General features: G+C 40.4%; 16 protein-coding genes. 8 read left to right on the top strand and 8 right to left on the bottom strand.

Going from position 1 to position 18,579, the window contains the following annotated elements:
• Position 1 precedes the first annotated feature (1 nt).
• Positions 2–295 (bottom strand): GroES family chaperonin, encoded by a 294-nt coding sequence (locus tag AB7E63_RS00285; RefSeq protein ID WP_006340602.1) that lies wholly within the window; start codon positions 293–295, stop codon positions 2–4.
• Between the two features lie 233 nt (positions 296–528).
• Here AB7E63_RS00285 and AB7E63_RS00280 point away from each other — a divergent pair, with 233 nt between their 5' ends.
• Positions 529–1,311: an esterase/lipase family protein gene (locus tag AB7E63_RS00280; RefSeq protein ID WP_036745971.1), complete on the top strand. Its 783-nt coding sequence runs from the start codon at positions 529–531 to the stop codon at positions 1,309–1,311.
• Here the strand turns inward: AB7E63_RS00280 and AB7E63_RS00275 are convergent.
• From AB7E63_RS00275 to AB7E63_RS00250, 6 genes are read right to left on the bottom strand one after another with little or no spacing between them, the layout of a single operon-like run.
• Complete coding sequence (locus AB7E63_RS00275; RefSeq protein WP_006340600.1) at positions 1,308–2,294, bottom strand: metal ABC transporter permease; 987 nt, start codon at positions 2,292–2,294, stop codon at positions 1,308–1,310. The two genes, AB7E63_RS00280 and AB7E63_RS00275, sit on opposite strands and share 4 nt — an antisense overlap.
• A gap of 9 nt (positions 2,295–2,303) precedes the next feature.
• Entirely contained in the window at positions 2,304–3,647 is a 1,344-nt protein-coding gene (locus tag AB7E63_RS00270; RefSeq protein ID WP_006340599.1) for an iron chelate uptake ABC transporter family permease subunit, read from the bottom strand.
• Positions 3,648–3,656: 9 nt separating this feature from the next.
• Positions 3,657–4,448 carry a metal ABC transporter ATP-binding protein gene (locus tag AB7E63_RS00265; protein WP_006340598.1) on the bottom strand — a complete coding sequence of 264 codons (792 nt, stop codon included), beginning with the start codon at positions 4,446–4,448 and terminating at the stop codon, positions 3,657–3,659.
• Positions 4,432–5,469, bottom strand: a complete 1,038-nt coding sequence (locus AB7E63_RS00260) for a metal ABC transporter solute-binding protein, Zn/Mn family (protein ID WP_013924207.1) — start codon at positions 5,467–5,469, stop codon at positions 4,432–4,434. Before AB7E63_RS00260 ends, AB7E63_RS00265 begins: the two co-directional genes overlap by 17 nt.
• Complete coding sequence (locus AB7E63_RS00255) at positions 5,456–5,782, bottom strand: DUF971 domain-containing protein (RefSeq protein WP_013924208.1); 327 nt, start codon at positions 5,780–5,782, stop codon at positions 5,456–5,458. Before AB7E63_RS00255 ends, AB7E63_RS00260 begins: the two co-directional genes overlap by 14 nt.
• Positions 5,779–6,627, bottom strand: a complete 849-nt coding sequence (locus AB7E63_RS00250) for an Mrp/NBP35 family ATP-binding protein (protein WP_036745969.1) — start codon at positions 6,625–6,627, stop codon at positions 5,779–5,781. The genes AB7E63_RS00255 and AB7E63_RS00250 overlap by 4 nt, the downstream gene beginning before the upstream one ends.
• 767 nt (positions 6,628–7,394) lie before the next feature.
• Here AB7E63_RS00250 and AB7E63_RS00245 point away from each other — a divergent pair.
• Together AB7E63_RS00245 and AB7E63_RS00240 are read left to right on the top strand one after the other, a co-directional pair.
• Positions 7,395–7,922 (top strand): hypothetical protein, encoded by a 528-nt coding sequence (locus tag AB7E63_RS00245; protein WP_006340594.1) that lies wholly within the window; start codon positions 7,395–7,397, stop codon positions 7,920–7,922.
• Between the two features lie 220 nt (positions 7,923–8,142).
• Positions 8,143–9,696 (top strand): NTP/NDP exchange transporter, encoded by a 1,554-nt coding sequence (locus AB7E63_RS00240; protein ID WP_006340593.1) that lies wholly within the window; start codon positions 8,143–8,145, stop codon positions 9,694–9,696.
• A gap of 265 nt (positions 9,697–9,961) precedes the next feature.
• Here the strand turns inward: AB7E63_RS00240 and AB7E63_RS00235 are convergent, their stop codons facing one another.
• Positions 9,962–10,402: a hypothetical protein gene (locus AB7E63_RS00235; RefSeq protein ID WP_006340592.1), complete on the bottom strand. Its 441-nt coding sequence runs from the start codon at positions 10,400–10,402 to the stop codon at positions 9,962–9,964.
• A 90-nt stretch (positions 10,403–10,492) separates the two neighbouring features.
• Between AB7E63_RS00235 and metK the strand changes: the two genes are divergently transcribed.
• The 5 genes from metK to AB7E63_RS00210 all read left to right on the top strand — a co-directional run bounded on the left by metK (position 10,493) and on the right by AB7E63_RS00210 (position 18,556).
• A complete protein-coding gene (metK, locus tag AB7E63_RS00230; protein ID WP_006340591.1) occupies positions 10,493–11,659 on the top strand; it encodes a methionine adenosyltransferase in 1,167 nt (388 codons plus the stop codon).
• Positions 11,649–13,034 carry an NFACT RNA binding domain-containing protein gene (locus AB7E63_RS00225; protein WP_006340590.1) on the top strand — a complete coding sequence of 462 codons (1,386 nt, stop codon included), beginning with the start codon at positions 11,649–11,651 and terminating at the stop codon, positions 13,032–13,034. The genes metK and AB7E63_RS00225 overlap by 11 nt, the downstream gene beginning before the upstream one ends.
• Before the next feature lie 181 nt (positions 13,035–13,215).
• Complete coding sequence (locus AB7E63_RS00220) at positions 13,216–14,262, top strand: polysaccharide biosynthesis/export family protein (protein ID WP_006340589.1); 1,047 nt, start codon at positions 13,216–13,218, stop codon at positions 14,260–14,262.
• Between the two features lie 11 nt (positions 14,263–14,273).
• Positions 14,274–17,225 (top strand): hypothetical protein, encoded by a 2,952-nt coding sequence (locus tag AB7E63_RS00215; RefSeq protein ID WP_059360368.1) that lies wholly within the window; start codon positions 14,274–14,276, stop codon positions 17,223–17,225.
• Positions 17,226–17,311: 86 nt separating this feature from the next.
• Entirely contained in the window at positions 17,312–18,556 is a 1,245-nt protein-coding gene (locus tag AB7E63_RS00210) for a polysaccharide pyruvyl transferase family protein (protein WP_006340586.1), read from the top strand.
• Positions 18,557–18,579 lie beyond the last annotated feature (23 nt).

Genomic DNA, 18,579 nt, shown 5'->3' with positions numbered 1-18,579 from the left:
TTTATGCAAAAACGCCTAGGATGTCATCTGCGTTGAGAATGAGATAAGTTTCTTCATCTTTAGGACTTTTAACTTCTGTTCCTGCATACGAGCTAAACAGCACACGTGCCCCTACTTCGAGAGAAACAGGTTCATGTCGTCCGTTTTCGTTGATTTTACCAGGCCCTACAGCAACAACGATCCCTTCTTTGGGTTTTTCTTGGGCTGAATCAGGAAGTAAAATTCCTCCTTTTGAGGTGGATGCTTTGGTACGTTTGACTAAAACACGATCTGCCAATGGTTGAATATTTGCCATGATTCATTGCTCCTCTATACAAAATGTTTTCTTGTCTTTTACAAGCTAGATTGCAAGTGGAAGGGTTTCAAAAAGGCCTACTCACTTGAAGTTATAAAGCGTATGAATAAAATTGATTTATGTCAAGAGTGGAAGATGCTGTTTTTAGCAGATTGGGGTATGGAGTGCCAATATATAAAAGTTGACTTTAATGTAGGTAACTTGTTAATTCATTCCCAATCGAGGTGTATTTTATGATAGCAATTAACCCATATCGATTCCCAGAAAGTTCTATGAAGTTCTCTTCATTTCAAATTGTGAAAGATAAATTAAGTGTTTTGGTCGATTATATTCGCGCTTTTGTGAAAGATCTAGGGGCATTTGTTCTCCGCGTTGTTACCTATCCTTTTTCTCTTTCAGATAAACGCCCTAAAGTTGTTAAAGAAAAGACTCCCATTTTGTTCTTACATGGATTTGCCGATAGAAGTTCTGCTTGGATTTTTTATCGTTGGTATTTTGCGCGAAAAGGCTATTCTGTCCACTTCTTAAATTTTGGATCGCCCTTTCATTCGATTGAAGAATACGGGGCAAGGGTTAAAGAAAAGGCGGAGCAAATTGCCAAGGAATCAGGAACGGATCAATTAAACATCGTGGGTCACTCGATGGGTGGATTGGTGGCATCTTACTATGCGACAGATTTGGCACCGGCAGCGAGTGTGAAAAAAATTGTGACTCTTGGAACCCCTTTAGTCGGCACAAAAGTGGCCTCACTTGGAGTCGCTCTACGATTAGGAAAATGTACAAAGCAAATGCTATTTCAATCTCCATTTGTCCTTGACCAAAACCAAAAAAATGAAGCAAGTAAAACGCAGTTTTACCATTTTGCAGGGGTGGGAGATTTATTTATTCAACCCAATGACTCGGCCTTAGGCCTAAATAGAAATGCGACACACGTCAATTTTCGAGGCATGGGGCATATATCCTTTTTGTACTCTCGAAGGGCTTTAAAGCAAGTGCTGAAGGCTTTAAAAGCTTAATTCTGTTCCCTTATAATCCGTGAGCTTCGGCTGTTTGTGTAAAACAGTGCGCAGATGAAGAAGAGCGCTGTGATACACACAACAATCCCGCCTGTTGACAAGGCGATATCGTATGCTGATAGGACGTGACGTGAAACAGCCACGCCAATCAAAGAGGCTAGAATTCCCATTCCGACAGCCAATGCGAGCATGACTTTTAAACGCGCGGTTAGAAGTCTGGCTGTTAAAGGGGGGCCTGTAATGAAAGAAAGGACCATTAAAACACCGACTGCACGAAATGCCCCAATAATGGTAATCGAAACCAAGGTCATTAACAAATAGTTAAAGATGGTCGGAGAAATACCTAAGGCATGTGAGAGGTTAGGGTCAAAAGTCGTGATTTTAAATTCTTTAAAAAACAACCACAGAACAATTAAATCAATGATGAGGATAAGCCCTGCTAAGTAGCTGTCTTCAAGGTGCAAGGCATCCACATTCCCCATCACCACTTCAGTGCCGATGTGTGCATTACGAGTCAAAACCGTTACCAAAATAATCCCCGCTGCGAATAGGGTGGTAAAAATAATTCCTGTACTTGCGTCTTCTTGCATTTTGAGTGTTTTGGTCAGAAATTCTGTTAGAAAAACGGTCACAATACCCATAATAAATGCGGCAAGCAGCATCACATGCAAATTGATGGAGATATCTTCCGCTATTTTTCCTGAACTGAAGAAGGTGTGAGAGAGGAAAAAAGCTCCCACAATTCCAATTAGAATGGTGTGAGAGAGAGAATTTGCGAGCATGGTCATTTTTCTTAAGACTAAAAAACACCCTATAAGCGCTGCAGCTGCTGAAATTTCGATCAGAACGATCATTTGGATCTCATCACTTGCCAGTTGATTGAGTGAAAGCTGCCCCGTTGCGAACAGAAATAGGCGAGTAATCAGCGTATAAAAAAAGTCGAGAAATAGATTGCCTGAATAAGGATTCAGTGTGTTTTCCATAAGTTTCACCTAAAAAGAAGGGCTTGGGGGAATGGGCTGATGATGAGGATCTTTTTTGGGGTCTTTTAAAAGCACCGTTAGCTCTTTTTCCAGTTCGGGGGTGAGAATGTGCTCCATTTCTTCCGCGCTGCGATGTACTCTTTCTGATCCCATTCCTAAGTAATCTGCTAAATAGACTTCCCACAGGCGATGTAAGCGCACAATTTGTGCGGCGCGCGCTTCACCGTCGACAGTTAAGGCATAGGCATTATGGTGATATTGCTCAACCCAACCATTGTGAATAAGCCTCATGAGGCAGAACCACAAGTAAATACGTGAAGCGCTTTGAAATTCAAAAATGGTATCCAAAGAAAAAGGTTGTTTGCCCCTTTTCTGCCACATGGCTTTCAGCAAGTTTTCGCTAATGCAGCGATCTTGAAACAAAAAAATACGTATTAAACGGAGTAAATATCCTCTTTCGGGGGCAAATAAGAGAGAAAAAAGACAAATTACGGCTCCCACTAGAACGATCATCGGCCCTGTTGGAAGAGAAATGCGTGCTGTGGGGTATTTTTGAGCAAAATAGGTGCTGCCCTCGACCGAAAAATAGTTGCCAAAGAAACCACTGATTAAAGCAAAGCAACCAGCTAGCATAAACATATGGCTCAGTTTATTCGTATACTGACGGGCAGATGCAGCTGGGATGACGAGCATTGCAGACATCAAGACAACACCCACAGAACGAATTCCCGCAACAAGCGCAAGTGCGATGAGGATGAATAGGCAGGCATCGATTTTTTTAATTGGAATACCTAAACTCTTCGCATATTCCCGATCAAAAGTGATGATTTGCAGTTCTTTATACAAAAATGCTAAGAGTAAAACGACAATTAAAGAAAGAATGGCATATAAAATGACATGGTAATCGTTCATCGTGGCGGCTTGGCCATATAAATAACTTTGGCTTTGTTTGTAAAAAGAAGGCGAAGCAAACTGTAAATAGCTGGCCAGCGTCACCCCAACACCAAAGAATGTTGCAAGAATAAAACAAAGGGCTGAATCGGTGCGGATGTTCCACTTATTTTCTAAAATTTGGATGCACCACAAACTAATTAATGCTGTTATAAAAGCACCCAAGATAATTAAAGTTGCTATTTGCAATTCGTGATCTTGCTCTAAAGGGATGATAGCAGCAATAATCACTCCAAAAATCACCCCTGGATAGGTGGCATGAGAAAGTGTCTCTCCAATCAAAGACTGTTTGCGTAGAAAGACTATAACTCCTACAAGAGCAGCGGAAAAACTCATGAGCATGCATCCGATAGTGGGTGCACGTAAAACAGGATCTAAAAAGAATGAGACGAATGTATGCACAAAGTTCCTTTAAGACATTCCGGACGTTTTCTGTTGTGAAATTTTCAACGCCTCATCAAATAAGGCGTAGCTTTTCCCGTAGGCTGTATTAAGATTTTCGGGTGTAAAAACATCTTCTGTAGGACCAGCTGCAACGAGTCGCATATTCAGTAGAATAATCCAGTCGAAGTAGCTACGAACCGTATTCAAATCGTGATGCACAACGAATACCGTTTTCCCTTGGTCTTTTAATTGATGGAGAAGATCCATAATGATCCTTTCAGTAGCCATATCGATTCCTGTGAATGGCTCATCCATTAAATAGATATCAGCATCCTGCACAAGAGCACGAGCGAGAAAAACTCTTTGCTTTTGCCCGCCCGAAAGTTGATTAATTTGCCGATCAGCAAAAGTCGACATTCCTAGAGTATTTAAGTGATGCTCAGCAGACATTTTATCGGATTCTTTTGGGCTATTCCATAAGCCAAGGCTTCCGTAGCGCCCCATGAGCACAAGTTCTCTGACCGTTATGGGAAAATCCCAATCGACTGTTTCTTTCTGGGGGACATAAGCAACCTTTAAGCGCACCTTGTCTAGGGGGCTACCTAGAAAAGAAATTTTTCCAGAAAGTGGTTTCAAAAGTCCAAGACATGCCTTTAATAGCGTTGTTTTGCCTGCCCCATTTGGTCCAATGATTCCGACTAATTGACCTGTGGGAATGTTTAAGGAAACATCCCAAAGAACGGGTGTTTTGTCGTAATTGACAGTTAATTGGGTTGTTTCCAAAGCATAAGGATGTTTAGGATCAGGGGATTTTGACATGGCAAGACTCTTGGATATGGATAGAGTATTCAGGGGCATCTGGATAAGCAATCAGATAATGTTTAATTGTGCGCGCATTGTGCTGGATCATTTTAATGTATGTATCTCCATCAGAACCAGGAGGTCCCATGGCATCCCCATACAAGGGGACCTGGGCCATGATCAAATTGAGGCCATGTTCTTTTCCTGCATACACGATTTTGCGGATAGAATCTTTGCTGACATTAGATTCTGGGAAAAGAACGTGAACTTGGTAATTTTTTAAATGGTCGATCACATTTTGGATATCTACAGCACTCAATTGACTATCTGGGGCCAGGCCTTCAGGAGCTGCAAAACGGTGCTTCCATTTATGGGAAGATAATTCATCTTCTTCAGCAAGGTAGGCTCTTGTGAAATAATTAAAGGCATCATGGCTAGTGACTAGGAATCGTTTGGGGCAAGGAATTTCCTGCATATCCTTACGAATTTCTTGGTGGACCTCTAGCAAGGTTTTTTGTAAGGTTTCTGCCCGCTTACGATAGATAGGGGCATGTCTGGGGTCAACTTCAGAAAGTTTTTCTGTAATAAAGGGAATGGTTTGGGCCCAAAGAGACATGTCCATCCAGATGTGGGGATCAAATTGCCCATTTTCTTGCAAAATCACAGAAGGATTTTGACCTAAAATTTTGTTGCCCAAGGGAATAGCTTTAGGACTTTTTTGCAAATATTGTTTCAGGCTAGGCCCATGCTCAAGCTCTAATCCATTCGAAAAGATTATTTGGGCCGATGTGAGCTTTTCATCATCCCCTTTGACTAATTGATAAGAGTGAGGGTCGAGCTCTCCAGGAATTAAAATACGCGTATCTATATATTCCCCTCCAATCGTTTTCACTAAATCATTAATCATCGCAGTTGTAGAAAGCACGGAGATTTTCTTTTTTTGAGAGGCGTCAGAATGATTTGAATGCGGTTTTTCAGAAGCACACCCCCAAAGCATGAAGCTAAACAAGCACAACAAAAGAAGACTAGGTGGTTTCATTTTGGGTCCTTAAGTGGAAAGCATGAAGAAAATCGTAGCAATAAATGCCATTTGAACATCCTGAAGAAAAGCGAATTTGGAGAGCATATCTTCCTACGCTGGTAATTTTAAGCGCGGTGAGATTGTCTGGACTATTTTGGGGTAGATTTAAACGCTCTTGATTGGCGTCATCCCAGCATCCCGCACAAGGGCAGACGCGTTGAAGGTCAGATAAGCGATAGTTCATGCGATGTCCATCGTTCCATTCAATTGAGAATGTGTGATTATCCTTTTGCTGAATCGAGCAAATATATAATGCGGGTGTATGTGTCATTTAGCCATTTCCTTCCAGTTCAGTTCAAAATGAGAAAGTCCTTTTTTGCTATTTTCTTTGAGAACTTGCACATGGTCGACGAGTTGACCCGCTGCATGTTGAAAAGACTGAGCACTAGAGGATAAAGGGGTTTTAGAAAAAAGCGAAGACCCTTCATCTCCACTGCGGCAAATCTCCGGATCGATTGGGATAGACCCTAGAAGAGGAGCGCCTATTTCCGTCGCTAATTTTTTGCCTCCACCCTCTCCAAAAAGAAACCGTTTTTCTTGAGAGCTTGGATCTACATAATAGCTCATATTTTCAATAATGCCAATTAAAGGGATTTTGACTTGATTAAACATATGAATGGCTTTTCGAACATCTAACAAAGAGATTTCTTGAGGCGTGGTAACGACAATTGCACCTGTTAAATTGGCCTGTTGTGCCAATGTAAGTTGAATGTCTCCGGTTCCTGGAGGGAAATCCACTAAAAGATAATCGAGCTGTCCCCAACTGACATTTTGGATAAATTGTGTGATCACATTATTGGCAATGGGAGCTCTTACCACGGCAGCTTCGTTTTCGTGTCTAAAATAAGCGATAGAAATCATTCGAATCCCTTGGCAAAGGGCAGGGGTAATCAAGGCATCTCGCTGGGTGGGAAGGCGATCCTCCGGAAGCATTTTGCGAATGGAAGGACCGTAAATATCGGCATCGAGAATCCCAACTTCGTATCCTAGTCGTTTCAAGGCCAAAGCCAGATTGACTGTCATTGTCGATTTTCCAACGCCACCTTTACCTGCAGCGATTGCAATCGCATTTTGAATAGAAGGAGTTTTTGTGTTGTCAAACATTTGGATTGGCATGATGAAATCCTTTGTGGAGAGCAAAATATACAAAATTAAAGTATACAAGATGTAATTTTACCTGATTTACCCTTTCCTATCAAAATATATTAGGGTGCTTTTTGAAACTTGCTGCGTATTAAAGGGGGAGTCTAAATAAATGGGAGGAAGAGAGGGCTTTTATCATTTTAATTTAGGAAAAAATACAGGCTTATCTTCTTCCAATAAACAGGGTGCAAATGAAGTCGATTTTTTTATTTGCTAGAAAAAATTTGAAGAGTAACAAAAACCTTCGATTATTTAGTTAAGGTGTGCAATCGCTTAAATATGATGAAATGTTGGTGAAACGGATTAATGGATCATTAAAGTTTGAAAATTGTTCATACTCGGACAATTGAATTATTTCTAAGTTTTCCTTGAATTTGTGTTGCATAAAAATCATATAACTCTTTAAGTTCCTAATTTACTAATTTGAGTATAGAGGAAAAGCCCTCTGTTTGTGATTTAAGCCTTATTTCACTGAGAGAAAACAGCAAATAAGATGCGGAAGTTTTGGATACTCAGATCATGAGATTTATAAGAGTTTGTGAAAAAGAGATGAATGCAAAAATTGTAACAACCGAACAATTGATTAATTAGGCATTCATTTTCTCTAAAAGCGAATTCGAATCGTAAAAAATTTCTTTTTATTTTTATAATTACTCAGTTTTTCAGCTGAAAAATTGAAAAGCCAAAGCGCTTGATTTTAGACATTAAATTGAATCGATATAACAATAAGGAAGGTAGAAATGACTCAAACATTAGAGAGAGAAAAAGTGAAAGTCGACGCCAAGCAAATCGAAGCGTTGATTCATGCTGCGGTAAGAAAAATAGCGGGAGATAAAGAAAATGACATTTGCCGTTATTTGCCTGTTGATACAGGAGGTTACATTCACCATTTTACAATGCGTAAATTAAAAGTCGAAGATCCAATCGAGTTAGCAGGTTTAATCCAGAAATACATTATCGATCCTGAGGCTCCTGCACTCGTGACTCCAAAACCAAGAGCTGCTAGAGGTTCAAGAAAACGTCGTGATCAATTCCAGTTTTCTAAGCAAGACATCGAGCGGATGTTAAATATGGCGCGTTTGGCAGGAGACAAGGACATGGTTAGAAAACTAACACCTAAAAAAGATCTCCGCACAATTAAAAGAGAATTAATCGCTTCTATTCGCCATGGAAAAATTGACCCTGAATTGTGGAATTTGTATGTGGAAGTTATTACAAGTCACCATAACCAAATGAATGCAATTCCCACTTCTACAGCTTTGGTTTAAAAAGAGCGTTGAATAGTTTTTACATTTGATCCACGAAAGCACTCTTATTTAGGAGTGCTTTTGTCTTTTTATAGCTTTACTTTTCAAACATTTTTCTTGCCTTTTTAATGGAAAGAGTTTAAATTCTTAAATTTAGAGAATAAGTTTATCGCATAAAACGAACATTCGTTTTGTAGATAATTAGAATTGAAAAAATATGAACTAGTTTGAGGTTGATTTTATGACAAATGAATCCAAGCCAGAGTTTGGACCGTTGCGCTCCTTTTTTTGGCCTGTGCATAACTACGAGTTGAGAAAACTCTTGCCGATGTTTTTGATGTTTTTTTGTATTTCTTTTAACTATACAATTTTAAGAGATACTAAGGATACATTAATTGTGACTTCTTCTGGTGCAGAAGCGATTCCATTCTTGAAAGTTTGGGGCGTTGTACCTGCAGCCATTATTTTTATGTTGCTTTATGCAAAATTAAGCAACATCCTTAGCAAAGAAAAACTTTTTTATGTCACAATCACTCCGTTTATTGTTTTCTTTGCCCTGTTTGCTACAGTGCTTTATCCAAATAAAGACTTTTTGCATCCGACAACTTCAGCAGAATACATTCAATCTTTCTTACCAGAAGGCTTGGGTGGCTTAGTTGCTTGCTACCGTAACTGGACATACTCTCTTTTCTACATTCTTTCTGAATTGTGGGGAAGCGCTGTTCTTTCCTTGATGTTCTGGGGCTTTGCAAATGACATCATGAAAATCACAGAAGCAAAACGTTTTTACACTTTGCTAGGATTAGGAGCAAACGTGGCATTGCTCGTTTCCGGTCCTGCGATTATGTACTTCTCTGATATTCGTAAACATCTTCCAGCTGGTGTAGATGCATGGCAAGTTTCCCTTAACTACTTAATGGGATCCGTTGTTCTTGCAGGTGTTTGTGTGGTGGCTGTTTACTGGTGGATGCAGCGTAACGTGATGACAGATCCTCGTTACTATGATCCAAGTGATGTAAAACAACCTAAAAAAGCAAAAGCTAAAATGTCTATCATGGAAAGCTTCGCATTCTTAGGTAAGTCCAAGTACATTCTATGCATCGCAATCTTAGTGATCTGCTACGGGATTTCAATTAACCTTGTAGAAGTAACCTGGAAGAACCAGCTTAAATTGCAATATCCTAATCCAAATGAATATAACACATTCATGGGAGCCTTCTCTACATTCACGGGTGCTATCACGATCATTATGATGTTCGTTGGTGGATACATCGTACGTAAGAAGGGATGGGGATTTGCAGCGATGACAACTCCAACTGTATTGCTTCTCACAGGCTTAGGATTCTTCTCCTTCGTGATTTTCCGTGATTCTCTACAGGGATACATCGCAATGTTGGGAACAACTCCATTGATGCTTGCTGTTGTGATTGGAATGATCCAAAACATCATGAGTAAATCGACAAAGTATTCCTTGTTCGATCCGACCAAAGAAATGGCTTATATCCCTCTTGACCAAGAGTCAAAAGTTAAAGGGAAAGCGGCTATTGACGTGGTAGGAGCTCGTCTTGGAAAATCCGGTGGTTCATTCATTCAGCAAGGTCTTCTTGTGTTCTTCGGAACAATCAGCGCAATTACTCCATATGTTGCAGTTGCAACAATTGCAGTAATCGTTGTATGGATGATCGCAGTACGCTCTCTGAATAAGCAATTCGTTGCTTTGACAGGGGAAACTATTGCGAAGCCTGCAGTTCCTGTGGCAGCAGTTAAAGCCGCAACAGAAACAACGGCTGCATAAGCTATCGCTTCCGAAAGGGATCGTAAATTAAACCAGCTATAAGCTTGTCTTATAGCTGGTTTTTTTTGACCTGCTATTTTCAATTACGTGATAGATTGCCTTTTTCTTTCTAAATTTCACATTGATAAAAAACGGATTAAAATTTTTTAGAAAAGATGCAAACGAGGTCTATTTTTTTGACTGCGAATGGATGTGTATGTGGTTTACCAACCATCTTATTATCATTCCAATCATGGGAACACAGGACCCTTCAGGATGCTGCCCATTATAGAGATTTGGCACAGAATCTGAGGAGCAGCCAGCTGAATCCTCCGATTCCCAAAAGCATCAAAAGACCCATTCCTAGCTGAGATTGGTTTTCAACATTCATCTGTTTTGCCTGATTTAAAAAATATTGGCGTTGCCCATTGGTCAATGTGACTACAGATAAAATTCCATCTAACTCCACGATTTGTTCTGTGTTAGGCAGGGCGAGAAAGTTTTCGATGAAAATTTGCTTATCCATTTTATTTCCAATGCAACAAGACTTGAGATTGGGTTCTGCAGCAAGAATCCATCCCCCTTGCGGGTTTTCATAGAGAAAACCGCGGATTTTGATCGCTGTTTGATCACTTAATTGGGCTATTTGGTGAAATGTGGCGGGTTCTGAACTCATTAAAAGGGGGGTATAACAAAGAAAAATTAATAGTCCTAATTTCTTAAACATGCATTTCTCCAATTGAAATAATAACTGCTCTTTTTCTATAGTTCTCTTTCAGCAAACTTCGTTGCCACCAGCATTGCATATAGGATCTTAATGGGAAATTATTTATTCACTTCCGAGTCTGTCGCTGTCGGGCATCCTGACAAAATCGCCGATCAAATTTCAGATGCTATTTTAGATGCCTGTCTAGAGCAAGACCCTCTTTCTAGGGTCGCTTGTGAAACCCTTGTGACATCCGGTTTGGTGATGTTAGCCGGTGAAATTACCACAACCGCCAATGTTAACTATCAGGATGTTGTGCGGCAAACCATCCAAGAGATTGGCTATCATGAAAGTTTCCTAGGATTTGATTTTCGTTCTTGTGGAATTTTAACTTCTCTCCACACGCAATCTCCTGACATTGCCCGAGGAATTCATGAAGAGACGCCCGATGAAATGGGTGCAGGAGATCAAGGTTTAATGTTTGGCTATGCTTCGGATGAAACGGAAGAGCTGATGCCATTGCCCATTGCTCTTGCACATGCTTTTGTAAGGGAATTGCGCAGACTCAGAGTTTCCAAAGAATTGCCTTATCTGCGGCCGGATGGAAAGACACAGGTGACTGTTGAATATGATGAACATGACCAACCTGTACGCGTACATAATGTGGTGATTTCAACGCAACATTCGGCAGATGTCGATAATCAAACCATTTATGAAGATATGACGCGTATGGCGTATCGTATTGTTCCGCCGAAATTTATTGATAACAAAACCCTTTTCTTTATCAATCCGACGGGCCGATTTGTTTTAGGCGGGCCTGTAGCTGATACAGGTTTGACAGGGCGAAAAATTATTGTCGACACATACGGAGGTATTGCTCGTCACGGTGGAGGCGCTTTCTCAGGAAAAGATCCCACAAAAGTAGATCGCTCTGCTTGCTATATGGCTCGGTATATTGCGAAAAATATCGTTAAAGCAAAACTAGCCAAACGTTGCGAAGTCCAATTATCCTATGCCATCGGGGTGTCGCAACCCACAGCTTTGCATGTGCAAACTTTTGGAACCTCTAAATATAGCAGTGAACAGCTTGAAAAAGCGATTCATGCGGTTTTCCCATTGACTCCTCATGGATTGATCGAAATGCTCGATCTGCGACGGCCCATTTATAAAAAGACGGCTTTTGGCGGGCATTTTGGTCGAGAAGAGCCTGAATTCACATGGGAGAAAACGGACCAGGTGCATGCTTTGCAAAAGGCAATCGAAAAACATGTCCCTTAATCGAACAGAGATTGCGCATCTAATTGTCGAGTTGCAATGTCTTCAGGGAGCTCAAATTTTAGATTGCATTCAAAAAGAAGCCCGACAGCTATTCCTCGTTTTTAAAACAACAAAAGGGTCTATCTTGACCCTTTTGTTGGGTTTCCAAGAGCCTTTCTTACGCTTTCACTTGACGTCGCAAAAACAGCGTGTAACTCATGGTGAGCTGTCGCGCAAACTTTATTTTTTCTTGCAAGACAGCTATGTCATGAAGATCGAACAACTCAATGATGATCGTATCTTGCAAGTGACCTTTCAAAAAGAAAAACAGCTTTATCGTTTGGTAGGCGAGTTTTTTTCTAAACGTCCTAACCTGTTCTTGCTTGATTCTCAAAATCATATCTTGGCAAGCTTGAATTCTGTTTCAGCAGGTGTTTATATTGTACCTTCGCTTCGTCCACCGGATTCATCCGCTCCAAATGCTCCCATTTTATCCAGTCAAGAAATTGAAAGCCGCTATCTTGTACTTGAGAAGGCTGCGGTTTTTCAAAAAGAAAAGCAATCTCTGCATCGGGAGATTAGAGACAAAATAAAAAAATGTGAGAAATATAGGCTCAAACACACCCAAGAATTGCAACAGCTTGAAAAATGGAAAGATTTCCAAGAAGAAGGTGAGTTGATTCAAGCGAACTTATTTCGTATAAAAAAGGGCATGGCTTCATTAGAAGTGGAGGACTGGTTTCATGCAGGGCAATTGCGCGTCCTAACTTTTGATATCCATGAAGAACCTGCCGAACGCATTGCTCAGCTGTTTCGACAGGCAAAAAAAAGGAAGGGTGGGATTGAGCGTTGTCAGGCTCAACTTATTCAAGCTTCTATTGATTTGGAGCAATGGGAAAGCGCTTTAGTCCTTGCAGAAAAAGCTGTGACGGAAGTTGATTTACAAAATATCCGTAATAAATGGCTCCTTCACCGCCCAGCCGAAAAACAAAAGGAAACAATTGCCCTTCCTTTTTTTGAATATCAGTCTGAAGTCGGCTTAAAAATTTGGGTGGGAAAAGGGGCTAAGCAAAATGAACGCTTAACCTTTTCTTATGCAAAAGGATCTGATTGGTGGTTGCATGTCCGTGATTTCCCGGGTGCGCATGTGGTGATCCGCGTTGCAAAGGGACAACGACCAGATAGGGAATCTTTAAAAGATGCCTTTCAACTCGCATTAGCCTATAGCAAAGCTAAAAATCAGGGAAAGGCCGAAATTCTTTTGACCCAATGTAAACATGTGTCTCGTTTTGGTCGTAAAAAAATTGGGCAGGTCCATGTCTCTTCGCACGAAATTTTTCTAGAAAGTTTTGATTCCGAACGTTTTCAAAAAATTAAGAACAGAAAAATCAAATAATTTCACTCATTTCAAGCTTCTTTTTGAATCATCTTTATCCACAAAAAACCTTTAGATTTAAGAGAGAATAGGTTAAATATGATGGATTGCGCTTTAGCCAAGCTCCATTCTTCAACTTTTCATTATATCCATTCTTTCGCGAAGAGCAATTGGCTGAGTCGTTTTTGAAAAGGAACTCTAGATGAAACCTCTCATGTTTTTTGCGTTATTAATCTGCATTGCAACTGGCTGTTCACGCCCATATTGCGATTATGCCATTGTGGGTGCAGATGAATTTGTCACGGATTCGTATAAAATTCGTGAAGGGAAATTTGGCATTTTAGAAATGGAAGGAATAGAGACCGGCTGTATTCCCCCTGAAGCAATGGAAGAGTATCAAGATGCCATTGCGGAAGATGACGTGTTAAATGTCGTTGTTTATCATCCGAAGCGAAAAGATTTGATGGAATCTTTTCAGTTCATTAATGACAAAGTGGGTGGATTCAGAGTTTATCAAGGTCGACTTGAGCTTCCGGATATAGAATCCGTCTATGTGGAAGGGCTTACATTAGAAGAAGCTCGCATGGAAGTTCAGGCACGCTTGAGCGAACATATCCAAGATGCAGAAGTTTTCATCGGTTATAAAGATCGTTTACTCAGAAAGGTGGAATTGGCAGGGCTAGTCAAAGTCCCGGCAGTACCAGTCGATGGAAAAATCCGGTTATTTGAAGTTCTCTCTAAAGCCAGTCCTCCTCCACAAGCCAACTTATACATGAGCTATGTTTTGCGCAACGGAATGCCCATGGCTGTGGATATGTATAAATTAATGAATACGGGAGATATGAGCCAGAATATCGTCATGAGAGGAGGTGATAAAATTTTCATTGCAAGTCCTTCTGACGCTACCGTGATGTTGATGGGAGAAGTTGGCTTACCGACAGCTGTGAGCCTTCCTTATGGCTTTATGTCTTTACGTGAAGCTTTAGTGGCTGCTAGAGGGATTCCCTATACGGGAGATCGACGACGCATTCAGGTCATTAGAGGCAACATCCCTTGTCCCAAAATTTACGTGCTATCTTGGGAGCACATTATTCACCTTCCCAACAACAGTTTACTCCTCATGCCAGGAGACACCGTGTATGTTTCAGAAAAACCAATTACTGCTTGGAACCGCTTTATCAACCAATTACTCCCAAGTTTTCAGGGAGTGCAAGCAGCTTATGGCGTTTATCGCCTAACAACAGATTAAGGTTTGTGCATATGGATCGGAATGAAGAGATTTTTTTAGTAACCTTTTCAGATTTCTGGGCGGCAATTAAAAAAGCCAAAAAAAAGCTCCTATATGGAGCTCTTGTATTTGCATGTTTAGCCTTTTGTTATGCGATTACACGGCCGATTGAATTTGCTGTAGAAGCATCATTCAAAGAGAAAGGAGCCAAAGATTCCGGCTTAGGCAGCAATGTATTTTCTTCTCTTTTAAGTGGAGGAGAGGCGGGCAAAAGTGAAGCTCTTGTGGTGATGAAATCTAATCGATTGCTTCAAGATGTGATTAGAGAGCACGGTATTCAAGCGGATTTGCGTCAAGAAGGGTGGACCTTTCCTTTGTTCAAACGGATGAAGAACAACCTTCGAACAGAATATGCCTATCTACGCAATCGCCTAGCTCCTGCAGTGAAAGACACACAAGAAAACCTTGTTGTGACAAAACTGCAATATGAAGGGGAAATTCCTCTTGTCCTGACACTCAAATTTTTAACAAATCATACGTACGAGATCACTGAAAGCCGATTTGGATTACTGGGAGAGGGTACTTTAGGTGAGCCATTTGCAAATGAAGCATTTCAAGTTATCTTAGATGGGGGCGCTGTTGAGCCTCTGATGGGTCAAGAGTATACATTGACAATTCGAGCGATCCGAAATGTTGTTAAAGACCTGTTTTCAAGATTAAATATCGAACCAGACACACAAAACCGCAGTATTTTGAAGCTCAAATATCTCTGTCCAAACCGACAAGAGGGGTGCAAGCATTTAAATACAGTGATGGCTTTTTACCAAGATTTGTTAAAAAAAGAACATCAACGTGTTTCGCAGGAGCAAATCAATTATTTGGAAAAAAGACGAGGGACAATGCAGTCTGGCTTGCATGACATGATGCAAGTTTTTGCCGATCGGGTATCCTCAGATGTGGTGAATACAGGCTTTACGAATACAGAAGAAGGAATGCGCTTTCTCGCGGAAGCACTCCAAAAGCACAAACAAAAATTACTTGATATCAATTTAGAGATTGAGCGATTGGAAAGAGCGCAGAATGGAAATATTGTTTTTCTCGACCGCTATGGTTCTAGCGATCCTCAAGTGATTAATGCCATACTATCTGAAATCCGCAATCTCAAACAAGAATGTGATGGGCTTAACTTAGTGGTACGTCGTAATTCTTCGTATCAAGATCAAGAGCAGCGGGGTCTCTTTTTAAAGCAAATTCAAGAACATGAATTAGCCCAAAAACGTGTGGATGAAGCTAAATGGATTTTGGCACGTTTAGAAGAGAATAACATTCAAGAGATTAAAATTCAGCAATTAGACAGTCCAGATTACTTTGTGAGCCTATGGAATAGTAAACTTCAGGAAGCTTTTCAACGTTTTGAGAGCTGTTCTTTAGAAGAAAGTGCTTCTCGAGAGAAAGAATACAATAGTTGTAAAGATAACTACATGGCTTATCTGAATCAGTTAACACACTACTTTGAAGTCTTGGAAAATACATTGCATGAAAGAATCTCTCGGCAACAATTACCTCAAAAGCAGTTTCAAGGAATTAGTCTGTCCACAGCCAATTCATTGTATGTGCAGATAAGCACGGAAATGAGTCAGGCGGAAACTCTTTTGAAGCAACGTGATTTTATCATTGCTCAGTTGGAAGATGAAACATTTGAAATCAGTTCCTTAAGTTCAGTGTTAACAGATTCAGTTAGCCGTCAAATGATTGATCGGGCCAGCACACTGGCATTGTCTTTACAAGACCAAGCCAACCGAAGCGCGAAAGAGCAAACGCGATTAAGAGAAGAACTCGATCTTCAGAAGCAATTTTTAAAAGCCCACTTAAACCAAACGCAACAGCTCACCCGTTTGCAAATCGAGCTTCTCACAAGCAAGATTTTGGCCTTACAAAATGTGATTTTGGAGTTAAGCCAACAAAAAATCTCCGTTCTGGAAACAAATCTAGGAGATTTTATTCAAAGTCGTTTGGATAATTTGCACGAAGAAAATGATGCTGTGCAGCAGCAATTGAAGGATTTACAAGGTCAGTTGAAACAGTTACCTTCTCGTTGGATTGCGGAAAAGCTTGTAAATTTACAAATGGCATCTAACCAAGCTATGGTTGAAGAGTTAACACGTTTAGTGGAAACCAAAAATACGGCGAGCAATTTGGAAATTATTCAATCGGCACCTCTGGATTTGGCCGAGCCTCCTCTTCATCCACGACCACCTAGATTATTGTTGATGACCTTTCTTGGAGCTTTTCTTGGGGTTTTCCTTGTTGCAGGTCAAGTTGTTGTTGAAACAATTCTCCGCGGAATTCAGGCAAGCGAGGAGAATCTTACTGCCTCAGGTTTTGAAGTGTTAGGGCGTTTGTCTCCGACTTTTCAGGATCGTGGAAATCATCCATTGAATGAGCAAGACTTAAGTACACTGCGAAAAGCAGCAGCTTTTATCCACCCTGATAAAGAGCTTCTAGATAAAGAGAAAGTGACGCTATTCATTGAAGGAAATGGAGCAGAATATTGCCGCAGTTTAGCGAGTTTGCTTGCAAAGACAGGCTTTAAGATCTTAATTCTTCCTTTAACGCAAATGCCAGAAAGCTTAACTAGTGACGCGGGTTTAATTCCTTATCTTGAAACTGGGAAAAAAGCCCCAACAATTGTCAAGTGTCCATTTTTTGATGCTATACCGGCAGGTGCGAGCTCCCGTTATGAGGCAGAGCTCTTGACATCTTTGCGATTTAATCAATATTTGGAACCTCTTTTACTGGACTACGATTGGATTTTTGTGGTGAGTCATGCATCAGCCAAGAGTGGGGATGCCAGAATGCTACTCGGCCATTACCAACGTGCCATCATTAGTGTCACGAATGAAACAATTGATGATCTAAGAGACTGCTGTGCATTCATTTCCGAAAAGGATCCATCCATTCAACGTGCCTTTATTTTTTCTTAAGCAGATGCCATTTTACGATTAAGATTACTCGTAAAATGGCGTTCCTAGATTAGGCATTAGACTATTTTTTCACTTAAGAGGTTCATTTGTCTATTTTCCGAGTTCTTTTTCTTCTAAGCATTACTGCTTTTACTTCGGTTTATGCAAATCAAAAAGTAGTTCTCTTCAATGACACTTCTGCTTGGTATCATTGGGGATGCACAGGAACAAGTACAGCTTTAAAAGAAGGAATTCAGGAATTGGGATTCGACATACAAGCTGTTCCTATCAATGTAACCTATGCTCTAAAACAAGTTCCCCAGTTCGAAGAATTCAACGATCTCCAGAAATTTGATCAATTCTGTGAAGAAAACAGGGAGACCATTGAAGCAATTCAAAATGCTGTTGCTGTGGTGATTACAGGAGAAGGGACTATTCATGATTTACGGTCTGGCCCTAAAGCTCTTCTTTATTTAGCTCATATTTCTAAAAAGTTTTTTGAAAAGCACGTAGAGATCATCAACCATTCCGCTTATCCCAAGGACGATCCAGGTCTATCTGCTTGTTTTTTGGAAAATTTTGAAATTGAAAAGGAGAGGGCTGAGCGAGAATTAGAGCAAGCGCAAGCAATTTATAGAACTATATATGCCGAACTCGACTTTATTGCTATTCGAGAACCTGTTAGTCAAGATGAGATGAGAAAAATCAATATTGCATCTACTTTAAGTTTTGATTGCTTACCTTTATATATTAGAGATCATTACCGAACCAAAAAACGAATTAAGGAAAAAACACTTGTTATTGCAGGTTCGGCTGCTTTCTCTGAAACTGGGGCAGAAAAATTATGTCGCTATCTTGAAACTATAGCTGCAACAGGATTTGAGATTAAAGTTTTGATCGGTGCAGCAGCATTTCCATCAAAAGATGATCAATCATTTGTCAGTTTTCTAAAAACGCATTGCGAAGCTCCCTGGGAACTCATTAAAGCCTCTTCAATGGAAGAATGGCTAGATACAATCAATCAAGCAACTTTTCTTGTCTCAGGTCGATTCCATCATTCGATTGCAGCTTTTTGTTTGAATACGCCGTTTATTGCTCTCAATAGTAACACGCACAAGGTGCATGCAATCTGCGCTCTTTTAGGGCAGGCAGAGCCGCTTCTTTTCTCAGATCCAGAACTTTTTGATCACTTATTGTTAAGGACGAATGCCATTATTTCTTCTCCTAGTATTGACAACGACACGAAAGTGACAGAAATTTACCAGCTTGCCGAAAAAAATTTTAACGGGCTTAAATCACTTGCTGAAGATAGATTTAGTAACTCAGCCTCTAAATCCTATTCATCCTTTTAAATTACTTATTCAGTTTTCTTGTT

This window comes from Parachlamydia sp. (assembly GCF_050255895.1).
Lineage (GTDB): Bacteria > Chlamydiota > Chlamydiia > Chlamydiales > Parachlamydiaceae > Parachlamydia > Parachlamydia acanthamoebae.
Note: the sequence above shows the minus strand (reverse complement) of the source record. Positions and strands in the feature narration are given on the sequence as shown.